At 66.9% G+C, this 13,476-nt stretch carries 13 protein-coding genes; 7 read left to right on the forward strand and 6 right to left on the reverse strand.

Annotation, left to right across the window (positions count from 1 at the left end):
- The first annotated feature begins 72 nt into the window (after window positions 1–72).
- From PFX90_RS01165 to dnaE, 4 genes are all read left to right on the forward strand, one after another.
- Window positions 73–306, forward strand: a complete 234-nt coding sequence (locus PFX90_RS01165) for a hypothetical protein (protein ID WP_285709584.1) — start codon at window positions 73–75, stop codon at window positions 304–306.
- On the forward strand, window positions 303–782 hold the full coding sequence (locus tag PFX90_RS01170; protein WP_285709586.1) for a glutathione peroxidase: 480 nt from the start codon (window positions 303–305) through the stop codon (window positions 780–782). Before PFX90_RS01165 ends, PFX90_RS01170 begins: the two co-directional genes overlap by 4 nt.
- 10 nt (window positions 783–792) lie before the next feature.
- Window positions 793–1,053, forward strand: coding sequence for a hypothetical protein (locus PFX90_RS01175; RefSeq protein ID WP_285709588.1), 261 nt, complete (start codon window positions 793–795; stop codon window positions 1,051–1,053).
- A gap of 88 nt (window positions 1,054–1,141) precedes the next feature.
- Window positions 1,142–4,642, forward strand: coding sequence for a DNA polymerase III subunit alpha (gene dnaE / locus PFX90_RS01180; RefSeq protein ID WP_285709591.1), 3,501 nt, complete (start codon window positions 1,142–1,144; stop codon window positions 4,640–4,642).
- A 58-nt stretch (window positions 4,643–4,700) separates the two neighbouring features.
- Here the strand turns inward: dnaE and PFX90_RS01185 are convergent, their stop codons facing one another.
- Window positions 4,701–5,852, reverse strand: coding sequence for an OmpA family protein (locus PFX90_RS01185; RefSeq protein ID WP_285709596.1), 1,152 nt, complete (start codon window positions 5,850–5,852; stop codon window positions 4,701–4,703).
- A gap of 251 nt (window positions 5,853–6,103) precedes the next feature.
- On the opposite strand from PFX90_RS01185, the gene PFX90_RS01190 reads away from it, so the two are divergent.
- Genes PFX90_RS01190 through PFX90_RS01200 form a run of 3 tightly spaced genes read left to right on the forward strand, consistent with a single transcriptional unit; the run spans window position 6,104 to window position 8,650 of the window.
- On the forward strand, window positions 6,104–7,711 hold the full coding sequence (locus PFX90_RS01190) for a long-chain fatty acid--CoA ligase (RefSeq protein WP_285709598.1): 1,608 nt from the start codon (window positions 6,104–6,106) through the stop codon (window positions 7,709–7,711).
- Window position 7,712: 1 nt separating this feature from the next.
- A complete protein-coding gene (locus PFX90_RS01195) occupies window positions 7,713–8,216 on the forward strand; it encodes a GNAT family N-acetyltransferase (protein ID WP_419180078.1) in 504 nt (167 codons plus the stop codon).
- Window positions 8,213–8,650: a DUF1330 domain-containing protein gene (locus PFX90_RS01200; protein ID WP_285709601.1), complete on the forward strand. Its 438-nt coding sequence runs from the start codon at window positions 8,213–8,215 to the stop codon at window positions 8,648–8,650. Before PFX90_RS01195 ends, PFX90_RS01200 begins: the two co-directional genes overlap by 4 nt.
- A gap of 4 nt (window positions 8,651–8,654) precedes the next feature.
- Here PFX90_RS01200 and PFX90_RS01205 read toward each other — a convergent pair whose 3' ends face one another.
- The 5 genes from PFX90_RS01205 to PFX90_RS01225 are packed head-to-tail and all read right to left on the reverse strand — an operon-like array spanning window position 8,655 to window position 13,397.
- The gene (locus PFX90_RS01205) at window positions 8,655–9,137 is read right to left on the reverse strand and encodes a YbjN domain-containing protein (RefSeq protein WP_285709603.1); all 483 of its coding nucleotides are present in this window, start codon (window positions 9,135–9,137) and stop codon (window positions 8,655–8,657) included.
- A gap of 38 nt (window positions 9,138–9,175) precedes the next feature.
- On the reverse strand, window positions 9,176–10,261 hold the full coding sequence (locus tag PFX90_RS01210) for a PA0069 family radical SAM protein (RefSeq protein ID WP_285709606.1): 1,086 nt from the start codon (window positions 10,259–10,261) through the stop codon (window positions 9,176–9,178).
- Between the two features lie 41 nt (window positions 10,262–10,302).
- Window positions 10,303–10,833, reverse strand: coding sequence for a molybdenum cofactor biosynthesis protein B (gene moaB, locus PFX90_RS01215; RefSeq protein ID WP_285709608.1), 531 nt, complete (start codon window positions 10,831–10,833; stop codon window positions 10,303–10,305).
- 15 nt (window positions 10,834–10,848) lie between these two features.
- Complete coding sequence (locus PFX90_RS01220) at window positions 10,849–12,621, reverse strand: lytic transglycosylase domain-containing protein (protein WP_285709609.1); 1,773 nt, start codon at window positions 12,619–12,621, stop codon at window positions 10,849–10,851.
- The gene (locus PFX90_RS01225; RefSeq protein WP_285709612.1) at window positions 12,603–13,397 is read right to left on the reverse strand and encodes a uracil-DNA glycosylase family protein; all 795 of its coding nucleotides are present in this window, start codon (window positions 13,395–13,397) and stop codon (window positions 12,603–12,605) included. The genes PFX90_RS01220 and PFX90_RS01225 overlap by 19 nt, the downstream gene beginning before the upstream one ends.
- Between the last annotated feature and the right edge of the window lie 79 nt (window positions 13,398–13,476).

Here is a 13,476-nt window from a genome sequence, read left to right on the forward strand (position 1 = left end):
TTTGGGCCGGTGGGCAGTTGATCTGTCGCCGCGCTCGTGCGAACCAGCGTGGGGACGGCGAAGGGGGACCACATGGCCGAACTTGACTGGAATGCCGAAGCGACGCTCCACGAGCGCGACGACGAGGGTTCGGAGCTACAATACAATTTCACCGAGCTGAAGACCGGCCCCTTGCGTGACATCGTCGCAGCAGTCGCCGCAATGGACAGCGCGCAGCGCGCCCGGCTGGTGGTCGCGGTTTCGGGCGGGCAGTCGCTCGGGGTGAGCGAAGTCCTTACACTCGCACAAGAGAAGGGCCTTGCATGACGACGATTGCCGATTTCACCGTCACCACCAACCGCGGGGCCGAGCTGGCGCTGAAGGAGAAGCTTGGGACCGTGCTGCTGGTGGTCAACACCGCGAGCAAATGCGGCTTCACCTACCAGTATGACGGGCTCGAAAAGCTCTACCAGACCTACAAGGACCGCGGCTTCGAGGTGCTGGGTTTCCCCTGCAACCAGTTCGGCGCGCAGGAGCCCGGCAATGCCGACGAGATCGAGCAGTTCTGCAAGATCAATTTCGGCGTCACCTTCCCGCTGATGGCCAAGATCGACGTCAACGGCGCGGATGCCTCGCCGCTGTTCGACTGGATGAAGTCGGAGAAGAAGGGCCTCATGGGCACCACCGCGATCAAGTGGAATTTCACGAAGTTCCTGATCGGCCGCGATGGCAAGGTGGTGAAGCGCTATGCGCCCACCGACAAGCCCGAGGCGATCGCCAAGGACATCGAGGCGCTGCTGTAATCGCCCGAGCATGAACGGCGATGGCTTCCCCCTTGCGCTGCGCGCGCCGCTTTGGGCGCCGGTCGTCGTCGCGATTGCGGCGGGGCTGCTTTTGCTCACAAGAGCGATCGACGGAGGGACGGCGGTCCGGCTGTGCAGCGTCAGCTGGCTGGCATGGTGGGTCGCCGCAATCATCATCCTGATCCGAAAGGGCTTTTCGACCTCGCCGCATACGAAGCACGTGGCGCTGACGCTGCTGGTCGGCGGCGCTTTCACCTATGGCGTGATCTAGATCGCCGCCTGACGCTGCCGCGGGGATCTGTGGAGAATTTGCCGCCGTGCCACGTTGCGAAATCCGCCGCATATTCTAGCTTGGGATCATGCCTTTCGCCCCCTTCGTCCCCTTGCGTTTGCTCTCGTCCTATTCGATGCTCGAGGGGGCGATCGACCCGAAGGACATCGCCAAGCTGGCGAAAGAGCTGGGCTTTCCGGCGATCGCGATCTGTGATCGCAACGGCCTCTACGGGATCATGGCCTTCGCCGCCGCGTGTAAGGGCGAAGGCGTGCAGCCGATCATCGGCACGCTGCTGGGCGTCGCACGGGGCGATGACAGGGGGACGGTCGATTACCTGCCGCTCTTTGCGCAAGGTGATACGGGCTACGACAACCTGTGCCATCTCGTCTCGGCCGCGCACCTCGATCGCCCGTTGGAGCGCGATCCGCACGTCACGCTGGCCGATCTCGAGGGCCGAACCGATGGCCTGATCGCGCTGACGGGTGCGGGCGAGGGGGGGCTCACGCGGCTGCTTGCCGAGGGGCAGCAGGATGCGGGTTTGCGGCTGATCGAGAAGCTGGAAGCGCTGTTCCCCGGCCGGCTCTACATCGAACTCGCCCGCGCGGGCGATCCCGTCTGCGAGCGCGCCGAGGATGCGTTGGTCGACTTGGCCTACGCCCGCGATCTCCCTCTGGTCGCCACCAACCCTGCCAACTTCGCCGAGCCCCATATGCACAAGGCGCATGACGCCATGCTGTGCATCGCAAATTCGACCCAGATCGATGCCGACGAGCGCCCGCGCTCCAACCCGCAGGCCTTCGTCAAGCACGCCAGCATGATGGAGGAGGCCTTCGCCGACCTCCCCGAGGCCACCGCCAACACCCTCGTCATCGCCCAGCGCTGCGCCTTCGCGCCGCCCTATCGCAAGCCGATCCTGCCGAGCCTTGCGGGCGATCTGGCGGGCGAGGCGAAGATGCTGGCGGAGGACTCGCGCAAGGGTCTGGAGGCGCGCCTCGCCGCCTACCCCGATCTCACCGACGAGGAGCGCAAGGTCTACGCCGACCGGCTCGAATTCGAGATCGACGTGATCGTGAAGATGGGCTTCCCCGGCTACTTCCTGATCGTTGCCGACTTTATCAAGTGGGCCAAGGAACAGGGCATTCCGGTGGGGCCGGGGCGCGGCTCGGGGGCGGGCTCGGCGGTGGCCTGGGCGCTGACCATCACCGATCTCGATCCGATCAAGCTGGGCCTGCTGTTCGAGCGCTTCCTCAACCCCGAACGCGTGTCGATGCCCGACTTCGATATCGACTTCTGCGAAACGCGGCGCGGCGAGGTGATCCGATACGTCCAGCAAAAATACGGCAGCGACCACGTCGCGCAGATCATCACCTTCGGCAAGTTGAAGGCCCGCGCGGTGCTGCGCGATTGCGGGCGCATCCTGCAGATGAGCTACGGGCAGGTCGACCGCCTGTGCAAGATGGTGCCCAACCATCCGACCGACCCCTGGACGCTGCCGCGCTCCTTGAACGGCGCGGCGGACTTCAAGCGCGAATACGACAACGACAAGGAGGTGAAGCGCCTCGTCGATCTTGCGATGCAGCTCGAAGGCCTCCCGCGCAATTCCTCGACCCACGCGGCGGGCGTGGTGATCGGCGACCGGCCGCTGGCGCAGCTGGTGCCGCTCTACCGCGATCCGCGCTCGGACATGCCGGTGACGCAGTTCGACATGAAATATGTCGAAAGCTCGGGGCTGGTGAAGTTCGACTTCCTCGGGCTGAAGACGCTTTCCGTGCTGCGGAAGGCGGTCGACCTCTTGGAAAAGCGCGGGATCGCCATCGACCTCGGCGCGCTGCCGCTCGACGACGCGCAGGTCTACCACCTCATGCAGGCGGGCAACACCGTGGGGGTGTTCCAGCTGGAATCCGAAGGCATGCGCCGCACGCTCAAGGCGGTGAAGCCCACCAACTTCGGCGACATCATCGCGCTCGTTTCGCTCTATCGCCCCGGCCCGATGGACAACATCCCGCTGTTCGGCCAGCGCAAGGCGGGGGTGGTAGCCATCGAATACCCGCACCCCAAACTGGAAGGCATCCTCGCCGAGACCTACGGGATCTTCGTCTACCAGGAACAGGTGATGCAGGCCGCGCAGGTGCTCGCCGGCTACTCGCTCGGCGACGCGGACCTGCTGCGCCGCGCGATGGGCAAGAAGGTGCAGGCCGAGATGGACGCCCAGCGCGGGCGCTTTGTCGAAGGGTGCAAGGCCAACTCCGACATCGAACCCAAGCGCGCCAACGAGCTGTTCGACTTGATCGACAAGTTCGCAGGCTATGGCTTCAACAAGTCGCACGCCGCCGCCTATGCGCTGCTCGCCTACCAGACCGCATGGATGAAGGCGCACTACCCGGAGGAATTCTACGCCGCCTCGATGTGCTTCGATATGCACCAGTCGGAGAAGCTGAACGTCTTCGTCGACGATGCGCGCCGCTATCCCAACGGGCAGGGCGGGGTCGAGGTGCTGCCGCCCTGCATCAACGCCTCGGAGGCCGAATTTACTGTCGAGCAGACCGATACGGGCTATGCTGTGCGCTATGCCCTCGCAGGGATCCGCAATGTCGGCGAGAAGGCGATGGAGGCGATTGTCGCCGAGCGGCAGGCGAACGGGCCCTTCGCCAGCCTCAAGGACCTGTTCGAGCGGGTGCCGCAGGGCACGATGAACCGCCGCCAATTGGAAGGTCTGATCTGCGCGGGTGCCTTCGACGGCTTGGAGCCCGACCGCGGGCTGCTCTTCGCCAATGCCGAGCACCTGATGGCGGTCGCCGATGCCGCGATCCGCGAACGCAGCAGCGGGCAGGCCGGGCTGTTCGGCGGCGATGCCGGCCCGGCGGAAGAACTGCGCCTGCAACCCTGCGCACCGTGGAGCCGCCCTGAGAAGATGGCCAAGGAGCGCGAGAATTTCGGCTTTTACTTCTCGGCGCACCCCGTGGCGCAATATCGCGAGGCCGCCAGCGCCAATGGCGCGCGCACCTATCAGAGCCTGATGGAAGCCGGCGCGCCGCCGGGCGGGCGCGGGACGGCGGTGATGGCGGCGCTGGTCGAAGGCATCACCAAGGCGCGCACCCGCAAGGGCGGCACCTTTGTGCGCGCGGACTTCTCGGACTCGTCGGGCCAGTTCTCGGCGGCCTGTTTCGAGGAAGCTCTGGTGCCCGATTTCGAGCGCTGGGCGGCGGCGGGCGAGTGCCTGCTGCTGACGGTCGAACTCGATTCGCCCAACCCCGATGAGCCGCCCCGCCTCACCGTGCGCGGCGCGCGGCCGCTCGCCGCGGTGAGCGGGACGACCGCGATGGAACTCTCCGCCGAGATCACGAGTCTCGATGCCCTTCTTGAGCTAAAGATCGAGCTCGACCTTGCGCGCGGCGACCGGCCGATCGGCGCGGGCGAGGTGGTGGTGAACCTGATGCTGGCCGATGGCGGGCAGGCGCGGATGTGCCTCGGGCGCAACTTCGTGCTGACGGGCGAGCTGGCCGAGCGGCTTGCGAGCGTCGCGGGGATCGCCAAGGTCAGCCTTGCGCCCTTGAAGAAGCGCGGCAATCTCAGGCTGGTGGCATAGAAAAAGGGGCCGGATCGCTCCGGCCCCTTCCTCGGGTAAAGCCTGATGGCTCCTTGCCTTACATCCCCGAACCCGGGCCGTAAGTGATCTCGACCCGGCGGTTCTGCGGCTCGCGCACCCCGTCGGCGGTGGGCACGCGCGGCTGGCTTTCGCCGAAGGCCTGACCCGTGATCATGCCCGAGGGCACCCCGCGCCCGGCCAGGTAGCTCTGCACCGCCGCATTGCGGCGCTGGGCGAGACCCTGGTTGTACTGCGCGCTGCCCGACGTGTCGGTGTGCCCGGCCAGCATCACCCGCGCCGAGCCGCAATTGGCATAGGCGCTTGCGGCATTGTTGAGGATGCTCGAGGCCTCGGGGCTGATGTCCGAACGATCGAAGTCGAAGAACACGATGAAGGGCCCGGTATTGCACTGCACCTGCGGCGGCGGCGGGGGCGGCGGAGGGGGCGGAGGCGGCGGCGGGGGAGGCGGCGGAGGCGGGGGCGGCGGGGGAGGCGGCGGCGGGGGTGCTTGCTCCTCGCGGCCGCCGAAGTTGACGATCAGGCTCGCCAGCACCGAATGCGCCGAATAGTCCCCGTTGAGACCATTGCCGTTGGCCGCCGTCAGGCGGAAATCGTCGACGTTGAAATAGCGGTACTTGACCCCGAGATCGACATTGCGGGTGACCGGGAAGCGCAGGCCGCCGATCAGCTGCCAGGCGAAGTCCGTATCCTTGTCGTCGATCACCGTGCCGACGCCGGCCACCTCGACCGGAAGTTCCACCCGTGCGAGGCCCAGACCGCCGCCGCCGTAGATCTGGAAGCCGTCATCTTTGCCGATCTCGACCAGGGCATTGACCATCCCGCTCCAGATTTCGAGATCGCGCTCGTTCTGGACCACGGTGCCGACCGGAACGGTGACGCCGGTGGGCAGGATGCCGGTGTTCTCGATCGTCAGGCTGCGGTACTTGGCGTTCTTGTAGCCGCCCTCGGCCTCGAGCCGGAAGGGGCCGAAGTCGTAGCCGAGGATCACGTCGCCATCGATCCCGACCTTGGTGCGAGCCGTGGCCGCGCGGGTGAAGTCGCCTTCGGCCGGCGGCGTGTCGACATCGACCGTCACCTTGTCCTTCAGGCTGACGCCGCCCTCGATCCCGATATAGGGCCCGTCGGCGTGCGCCGGCACGGCAAGGGCAGCCGCAGCTGCGCCGACCATCCAGAATGTCGTTCTTTTCATTATCCTGTTACCTCATGATTCAGGGGTCCGCCGGCACCCGGAGAGGAGCCCCGGACCGCGCGCGGGGGCGCGGCCGTTCCGGCGGGTGAGAGGCAAGGTCTGCAAAGTGTCGATTGTTGCATCGCGCAAGGCAGGCCGTGCCCGCTATTGGGCGAAGCGATTGCCAAGCGGGCACACGCGCGGCATGAACGCTGATGATACACTGTGCCATGCACGGCACGGGCCAACCACAGACAGGAGAGAGACGGACCATGGCGACCACGCGCCTCGGAGCAATGCAGGACTGGACGATGCGGGTGACCGCGGTGATCGATCACGCCGCGCGCGAGGCGGGCGGGCGCGAGATCGTCAGCCGCTGGGCCGATGGCAGCATCACCCGCACCGACTGGGCGGGCATCCGGGCCGATGCGCTGAAGATGGCGCAGGCCTTGCAGCGCCTGGGGCTGAAGCCGGGCGACAAGGTCGCGAGCCTCGCGATGAACCACGCGCGCCACCTCGTCAGTTGGTATGGCGTCGCAGGGATGGGCGGGGTGCTCCACACGGTGAACCCGCGCCTGTTCGACGACCAGCTCGAATACATCGTCAACCACGCCGAGGACCGGGTGCTGTGCTATGACGCGGCGTTCCAGCCGATCGTCGACCGGATGAAGGCGCGCTGGACCACGGTCGAGCATTATATCTGCTACGATAGCGGCGAGCACACGACCGCTTTCGAGGAATGGATCGGCGCCGAGGACGGCGATTTCGAATGGTTCACCGGCCCCGAGACCGACCCTTGCATGATCTGCTACACCTCGGGCACCACCGGCAATCCCAAGGGCGTGCAATACGAGCACCGCTCGACCGTGATGCACGCCATGGCGGGGCTGCAATCGGCCGCGTTCAACTTCTCGAGCGCCTCGGTGATGTTGCCCGTGGTGCCGATGTTCCACGCGGCGAGCTGGGGCCTGCCCTATGCGGGGGCGATGGCGGGGATCAAGTTCGTGTTCTCGGCGGTGAACGACCCGGCGGTGCTCCACGATCTGATGATCCGCGAGGGCGTCACCGATTCTGCGGGCGTGCCGACCGTGTGGCTCGCGCATTTCCAGTATTGCGACGCCAATGGCCTCGACCTGCCGCCGCTGAAGGCCGCCACCATCGGCGGATCGGCGGCGCCCAAGTTCATGATCGAGCGGCTGATGAAGAACGGCACCCGCGTCCAGCACGCCTGGGGGATGACCGAGACCTCGCCCATCGGCACGGTCGGCGGGCCGACCTGGGACTGGGACACGCTCACTCTGGAAGAGAAGATCGAGAAGACCGCGATGCAGGGCCGCCCGATCTTCGGCGTGCAGCTGCGCACCGTCGACCTCTCGGATATGTCCACCGAACTGCCGCGCGACGGCAAGACCAGTGGCGCGCTTCAGATCCGGGGGCCGTGGATCATCAAGCGCTACTTCAAGGCCGAGAAGGATGCGGTCGGCAATGACGGGTGGTTCGACACCGGCGACGTCGGCATCATCCACCCCGACGGCACGCTCCAGCTGACCGACCGCACCAAGGATGTGATCAAGTCGGGCGGCGAGTGGATCAGCTCGGTCGAGCTCGAGAACGCCGCCTGCGGGCATCCTGCGGTGGCGGAGGCCGCGTGCATCGGCATCCCCCACCCCAAGTGGGACGAGCGCCCGGTGCTGTTCGTGGTGAAGAAGGCCGGGGCCGAGTGCTGCGCCAACGACATCCTCGAGCATTTGAAGCCCCAGATCGCCAAGTGGTGGATGCCCGACGCGGTCGAGTTCGTCGACGACATCCCCCACACCGCGACCGGCAAGATCAGCAAGAAGGACCTGCGCGACAGGTTCAAGGACTACACGCTTGCCTGATGTGACGATCCGGCCTGCGCAGCAGGGTGACGCGCAGGCCATCGCCGCGATTTACGAATGGCACGTGGCGCACGGCACCGCGACCTTCGACACCGCCGCGCCCGATGCGAGCGTGTGGGCGGAGAAGCTCGCCGATTTCGCCGCACGGGCGCTTCCCTTCCTCGTCGCCGAGCAGGAGGGCGGAGTCATCGCCTATGCCTACGCCGCCGGCTTCCGAGACAGGGCGGCCTATGCGCACACCTGCGAGGACAGCATCTATGTCTCGCACGAGGCGCGCGGAGCCGGTGTGGGGAGCGTTCTGCTCCCCGCGCTGATCGCGGCCGCGCGCGCGGCGGGGTTTCAACAGATGCTCGCCGTGATCGGCGGGGGCGAGCCTGCCTCGGTCGCGCTCCACGCCAAATGCGGCTTCGTCCATGCCGGGCGGATGCGCAATGTCGGCAAGAAATTCGGGCGGCTGCTCGATACGGTCTATATGCAATGTGATTTGAGGGAGGATCGGACGTGACCTGTGAAACCTATATCGACCCCTCGGCGGCGAACTTCCAGGCCTTCAAGGATCTGCCGCGCGACACGCCGATCAACATGCTCAACCTGCTGCTCTATCGCGACCTTGCCGAGTATCCCGAAGGCCACGAGCACGCGGGCAAGGGCTGGAGCGGGCGGCGCGCCTACGAGGAATATGGCGTCACCTCCGGCCCGATCTTCCGCAAGCTCGGCGGGCAGATCCTGTGGCGCGGGCGGTTCGAGACGGTCGCGACCGGCCCCGAAGGCGAGCGCTGGCACGACGCCTTCATCGCGCAATACCCCAATGCCGGAGCCTTCTTCGCGATGATCAAGGATCCGGAGTATCAACGCGCAGTGGTCAACCGCACCGCCGCGCTGGTCGACAGCCGGTTGGTGCGCTTTGCTCCGGGCGAGGCGGGGGAAGGGTTCGGCTAGCCGATCACTCGCCGTAGAGGTAGCCGAAGAAGTCCGAGACCGACGCGAACCACAGGCCGATCTGGCTCGCATAGTTCGCGCGGGTGATGCCGCCGTCGGCGATGATGTACATTCTGACCGAGATCGTGCCGTCCTCATCAAGATAGGCGCGGCCGAAATTTTCCTTGTAGTTGTAGGTGTTGATCGCCTCGATGATCTGCTCGCGGGTGCGGTCTTCGGCCTCGAAGGTTGCGAGCATCGAGGAGCCGAGGCACTTGGTCTTGGCGGCATTGTCCTCGCAGGCGAGCAGCAGCGCATCGGCGACCACGCCGCCGTCGAACTCGAAATCGATCCGCTCGGCCTTGGGGTCCTGGGTGGTGATCGTGGCCCCGGCTTCGACCAGCGCGCGCTCGAAATCGGCGCGGGTGAAGTGCTGGATGCTCTGCGCCTGCGCGCCGGTGGTGGTGAAAGCCAGAGCGGCGGCGGCAGCAAGAACGGTCCAGCGCATGAGTCCCCCTGAGTGATCGCGTGGTGCGCCCAGTCGTATCACAGCAGGGACAATTGGCCATCCCTTTGTGGCGGGCGGAAGCGGGTGCAATCGAGTTCGAAGCGGGCCTTCCCGATCCCCGCCTTGCGGCACGCGAGCCGGAAGCGCGCACGGAACAGGTCGGCCCACACGCCTTGCGGGTTCATGCGGCTGTGGAAGTTCGGATCATTGTCACGTCCGCCGCGCATTTGTCTGACAATGCTCATGACTTTGCCCGCGCGCTCGGGATAGTGGACGGCCAGCCATTCGCGGAACAGCGGGGCGACTTCGTGGGGGAGACGCAGGGGGATCCAGCCGACGCTGCGCACCCCAAGCTCGCCCGCGCGGGCGATGATGCCCTCCATGAACTCGTCGGTGATCGCCGGGATCACGGGCGAGAGCGAGCAGTGCACGGGCACCCCCAGTTCAACAAGCTTTCCAAGTGCGATCAATCGTTTGGACGGTGCAGCGCAACGCGGCTCGAGTTTTGCGGAAAGCGCCGGATCGAGCGTCGTCACCGAGACCGACACCGCCACCAGCTTTTCGCGCGCCATCGCTTGCAGCAGGTCGGCGTCTTGCAGCACCCGGTCCGACTTGGTGGTGATGGTGACGGGGTGGCGCGTCTCGAGACAGACCTCGAGGATCTGGCGGGTGATGCGGTAATCGCGCTCGATCGGCTGATAGGGGTCGGTGTTGGTGCCGAGCGCGATCGGCTTGGGGGCATAGCCCTTCTTGGCCAGCGTCGCGCGCAGCAAGGCGGCCGCATCGGGCTTGGCGAAGAGCTTCGTCTCGAAATCGAGCCCGGGCGAGAGGTCGTGATAGGCGTGGGTCGGGCGGGCGAAGCAATAGACGCAGCCATGCTCGCACCCGCGATAGGCGTTGATCGAGCGGTCGAAGGGGACGTCGGGCGATTGGTTGAAGGTGAGGATCGACTTGGGGCGCTCCTCGGTGACGGTGGTGCGCAGTTTGACGGGCGGGCCATCGAGCGTGGCGACATAGTCGCGCCAGTCGCCATCGACTTCACGCTCGGCAAGCCCGAAGCGGGTGGGAACCTGCCCCGATTGCGCCCCGCGCCCTCTGACTGCCGAATGTTTCACGTGGAACATTTACGGAACATCTGAGTGTTCCGCAAGTCCGCACGAGGCCGTCAGACCTCTTTGAGGCGCGGCATCAGTTCCACAAAATTGCAGGGGCGGTTGCGGCTGTCGAGCTGCTCGGCGAGGATGCCGTCCCACCCGTCCTTGACCGCGCCGTTCGATCCGGGGAGGGCGAAGATATAGGTCCCTCGCGCCACCACCGCGAGCGCGCGCGACTGCACGGTGCTGGTGCCGATGGTCTTGAAACTGAGCCAGCGGAACAGCTCGCCAAAGCCCGGGATCTCGCGCGCGCCCTTGACCATGGCCAGTGCCTCGGGGGTCACGTCGCGGCCCGTCAGGCCCGTGCCGCCGGTGGAGACCACCGCGTCGATCGCGGGATCGTCGATCCAGGCCTCGAATTGCGCAGCCAGTAATGCAGCGTCGTCCTTGACGATCAGCCGCGCGGCGATGTTGTGCCCCGCACCCGTCACGCGGGCTGCGAGAATATCGCCCGAGGTATCCGTCTCCGGCGTGCGCGTGTCAGAAACCGTGAGAACAGCGATATTTATCGGCTTGAAAAGCCTTGTTTCGTCAATCGCCACGCGCTGCTTGCTCCTCTACCGCTCCCGGCTTGCGGAGCGGGTGGTAGCAGCTTGCGGAAACTCGGGCCAGCGTCCTTGCGCCAGCGCGCGGCGACTGGCCGACTGCACGCCCGCGGCGCGCTCGTACATCCAGTAATTGCGCATCACGATCGCGACATAGCTGCGGGTCTCCCAATAGGGGATCGATTCCATCCACAGCAGCGGATCGTTCTGGTCGTTGATCTCGGAATTCCAGCGCCCGACCGGGGTGAGGCCGGCGTTGTAGGCGGCCATGATCTTGGGGAGTGCGCCGCCTGTGGCCGGGCTGTCGCGCAGCATTTCGAGATGGCGCTGGCCATAGGCGAGGTTGACCTGCGGGTCGTTCAAGTCCTCGTAGGAGGCGCCAAGGCTGAGGCGGCCCGAATGGTCGCGCGCGGTGCCGGGCATGATCTGCATGAGGCCGCGGGCATTGGCGGGGCTGACGGCGGCGGCCCGAAAATTCGATTCCTGCAAGGCATGGGCAAAGGCCAGTGCCGGATCGACCTGCCAGCCGCCCACCGGCTGCCAATAGGCGACCGGGAAGCGCAAGCTCGGTTCGCTGCTCATCCCGTAGGGCGCGTTCTGCGCCATGAACAGCTGGGTCGAGGGCAGGCCAAGCTCGCGCGCAAGGCGGGCGAGGGCGTCATACTGGTAGGCCGGTCCGATCTTCGCCTCGTAACGCAGCACTTCGTCGGCGAGCGCGGGGCGGCCGATCTCGACCAGCGCGGCGGCGACGCGGACATTGGGGCGCTGCCTGAGCTCGCTCCAGTCTTCGCGGCTGAGCGGGGCCGGCGGGGCGTGCTGCGGCAGTTCCACCCCGAGCTGGTCGGCGGCGAGCATGCCGTAGAGTGTCTCGTCCATCTGCGCGGCGGCGCTGAGATGCGCCTGCGCCTGCGCCGGCTCGCGGCAGCGGACGGCAGCGCGGCTCGCCCAGTAGTGCCCCGCGGCGGCGAGTTCGACATTGGAAGCGCGTTCGGAGACGCGCGCAAAGGCCTCGCCCGCCAGCTGGCAATAGCCCATGCGCCAGGCGGCGAGCCCCTCGACCCACGCGCCTTCGGGCACCCATTCTCCCGTGCCTTCGACCACGGTGCGCGCGAGTTCGAGCGCGGCGCTGTCCTGGTTCTCGATGTAGTAGCTCCAGGCCACGCGCTGGCGCCACTCGGCGCGTGCATCGCCCGAGAGCATAGGGTCGGCTTCGGCGAGCAGGCGCTGGGCCTCGGCGGGGTTGTCAGCCTTGATCGCCGCCATGATCGCGCTCGCGGTCACGGCGGGCATGGTGCCGTCGCTCACCGGGCGCGGAAGCATGCGCTTGGGCGCATAGGGCTGGCGCTGGAACCCTTGCGCGCCGGGCAGCGCGGGCAGCACGGTCAGCCCGCGCTTGGCGCCCATCTTGGCGAGCTGTTCGGCCTGCGGCAGATCGGTGCCCGCGGCAAACCACTGCGCGATCTGTTCGGCCGAGACCTTGGGGCTCTTGGCGTGGGTGTAGTACTCGGCAAGCGCTGCCTGGGTCAGCACGCCGCCGGGCAGCCGGGCAACGAGGCTTTCGACCTCGGTCCATTGCTCGGCATCGATCGCGGCGAAGATCTGGCGATAGATGCCGCGTTCCTCGGCAGAGAGCACTGGCGTCAGCGCGCGGTCTTCCGGAGTCGCGCCATTCCAGCGCGCCACCAGATCGCCCGCCTGCGCGGCGGCCGGGGCGTGGATGCCGGCCGTCGCCAGCACCATCGCCGCCAGCGCTGCTCCCGAGCGCTTCAGTGTGCTGCCGACCATTCCATCCATCTCCGCCAGAACCGGGCCTTGAGCCGGGGCATGTCCATCAGGGCATCGAGCGCTTCGCTCGACAGAACCGGGACATTGCCCGCGATATAGTTGATTTCACGTAAAGCCTGTTCCGGGCGCGCGCCGAGCATCGGCCCCAGCGCGCTGCCGAAGGCGATGAGGCGCGCGGGCGCGACCAGCTTCACATGGTGCGCCGTCACCGCATCCATGCCGCCCGCTGCCAGCATCGGGAGATCGGCCATCGGCGCATGGGCGGGGAGCGCGGCGGCGATGTAGACCGCGCTTTCATCGAGGCCCATCGCGGCGAGGATATTGGCGAGCAGGCGGCCTTGCGGGCCATCGAGCAGCCGCTCGCGGTCGTCGGCCTCGGGCTGGGACACAAGCACCATCAGCGCCGCGGCCTGCTCTCCGCGCGGCGGCACGCGGGGGAAGCCGTGCGAGGGCGAGAGTCCCGGAGTCTCCATCCACCATTGGCGGAAGGCGGCAAGGTCGGCAGGGGGCGATTCGCCCAGCCAGTCGCGGCGCGGGGAGGTCACGCGTGCGGGTGCTTCGGGGTGCGCAACAATATCTTGGCGCTCGGAAACCGGGGCCTTGGCACTGGCAGGCTTGGCAGGAGCGCGCTGCGCCGCACCAGCTGCAGCGGCCGCCTGCGGATCGGCCAGCCACGTCGTAGCGTCATCGGCAAAGTTGCAGTCGACCCCGGCCAGCTGCCACCAGGCCAGTGCGCTCTCGAATTCTTGCGCAAGCGAAGGGGCGGGCGGGCTCATCGGGGGGTCATGCTATCCAATGCGGCTCTTGACTGTCTGCCGAGCGCTTAGCAAGTGGACGGACAAGGCATATCGCCAG

It is taken from the genome of Erythrobacter oryzae, assembly GCF_030271515.1.
GTDB lineage: Bacteria > Pseudomonadota > Alphaproteobacteria > Sphingomonadales > Sphingomonadaceae > Erythrobacter > Erythrobacter oryzae.

What these genes read in the sequence shown, in the direction of transcription:
- PFX90_RS01190 (WP_285709598.1), top strand. Translation starts at nt 6,104, where the DNA reads ATGGCGACCACGCGCCTCGGAGCAATGCAGGACTGGACGATGCGGGTG.
- PFX90_RS01175 (WP_285709588.1), top strand. Translation starts at nt 793, where the DNA reads ATGAACGGCGATGGCTTCCCCCTTGCGCTGCGCGCGCCGCTTTGGGCG.
- PFX90_RS01165 (WP_285709584.1), top strand. Translation starts at nt 73, where the DNA reads ATGGCCGAACTTGACTGGAATGCCGAAGCGACGCTCCACGAGCGCGAC.
- dnaE (WP_285709591.1), top strand. Translation starts at nt 1,142, where the DNA reads ATGCCTTTCGCCCCCTTCGTCCCCTTGCGTTTGCTCTCGTCCTATTCG.
- PFX90_RS01225 (WP_285709612.1), bottom strand. Translation starts at nt 13,397, where the DNA reads ATGAGCCCGCCCGCCCCTTCGCTTGCGCAAGAATTCGAGAGCGCACTG.
- PFX90_RS01210 (WP_285709606.1), bottom strand. Translation starts at nt 10,261, where the DNA reads ATGTTCCACGTGAAACATTCGGCAGTCAGAGGGCGCGGGGCGCAATCG.
- PFX90_RS01205 (WP_285709603.1), bottom strand. Translation starts at nt 9,137, where the DNA reads ATGCGCTGGACCGTTCTTGCTGCCGCCGCCGCTCTGGCTTTCACCACC.
- PFX90_RS01185 (WP_285709596.1), bottom strand. Translation starts at nt 5,852, where the DNA reads ATGAAAAGAACGACATTCTGGATGGTCGGCGCAGCTGCGGCTGCCCTT.
- PFX90_RS01170 (WP_285709586.1), top strand. Translation starts at nt 303, where the DNA reads ATGACGACGATTGCCGATTTCACCGTCACCACCAACCGCGGGGCCGAG.
- PFX90_RS01220 (WP_285709609.1), bottom strand. Translation starts at nt 12,621, where the DNA reads ATGGTCGGCAGCACACTGAAGCGCTCGGGAGCAGCGCTGGCGGCGATG.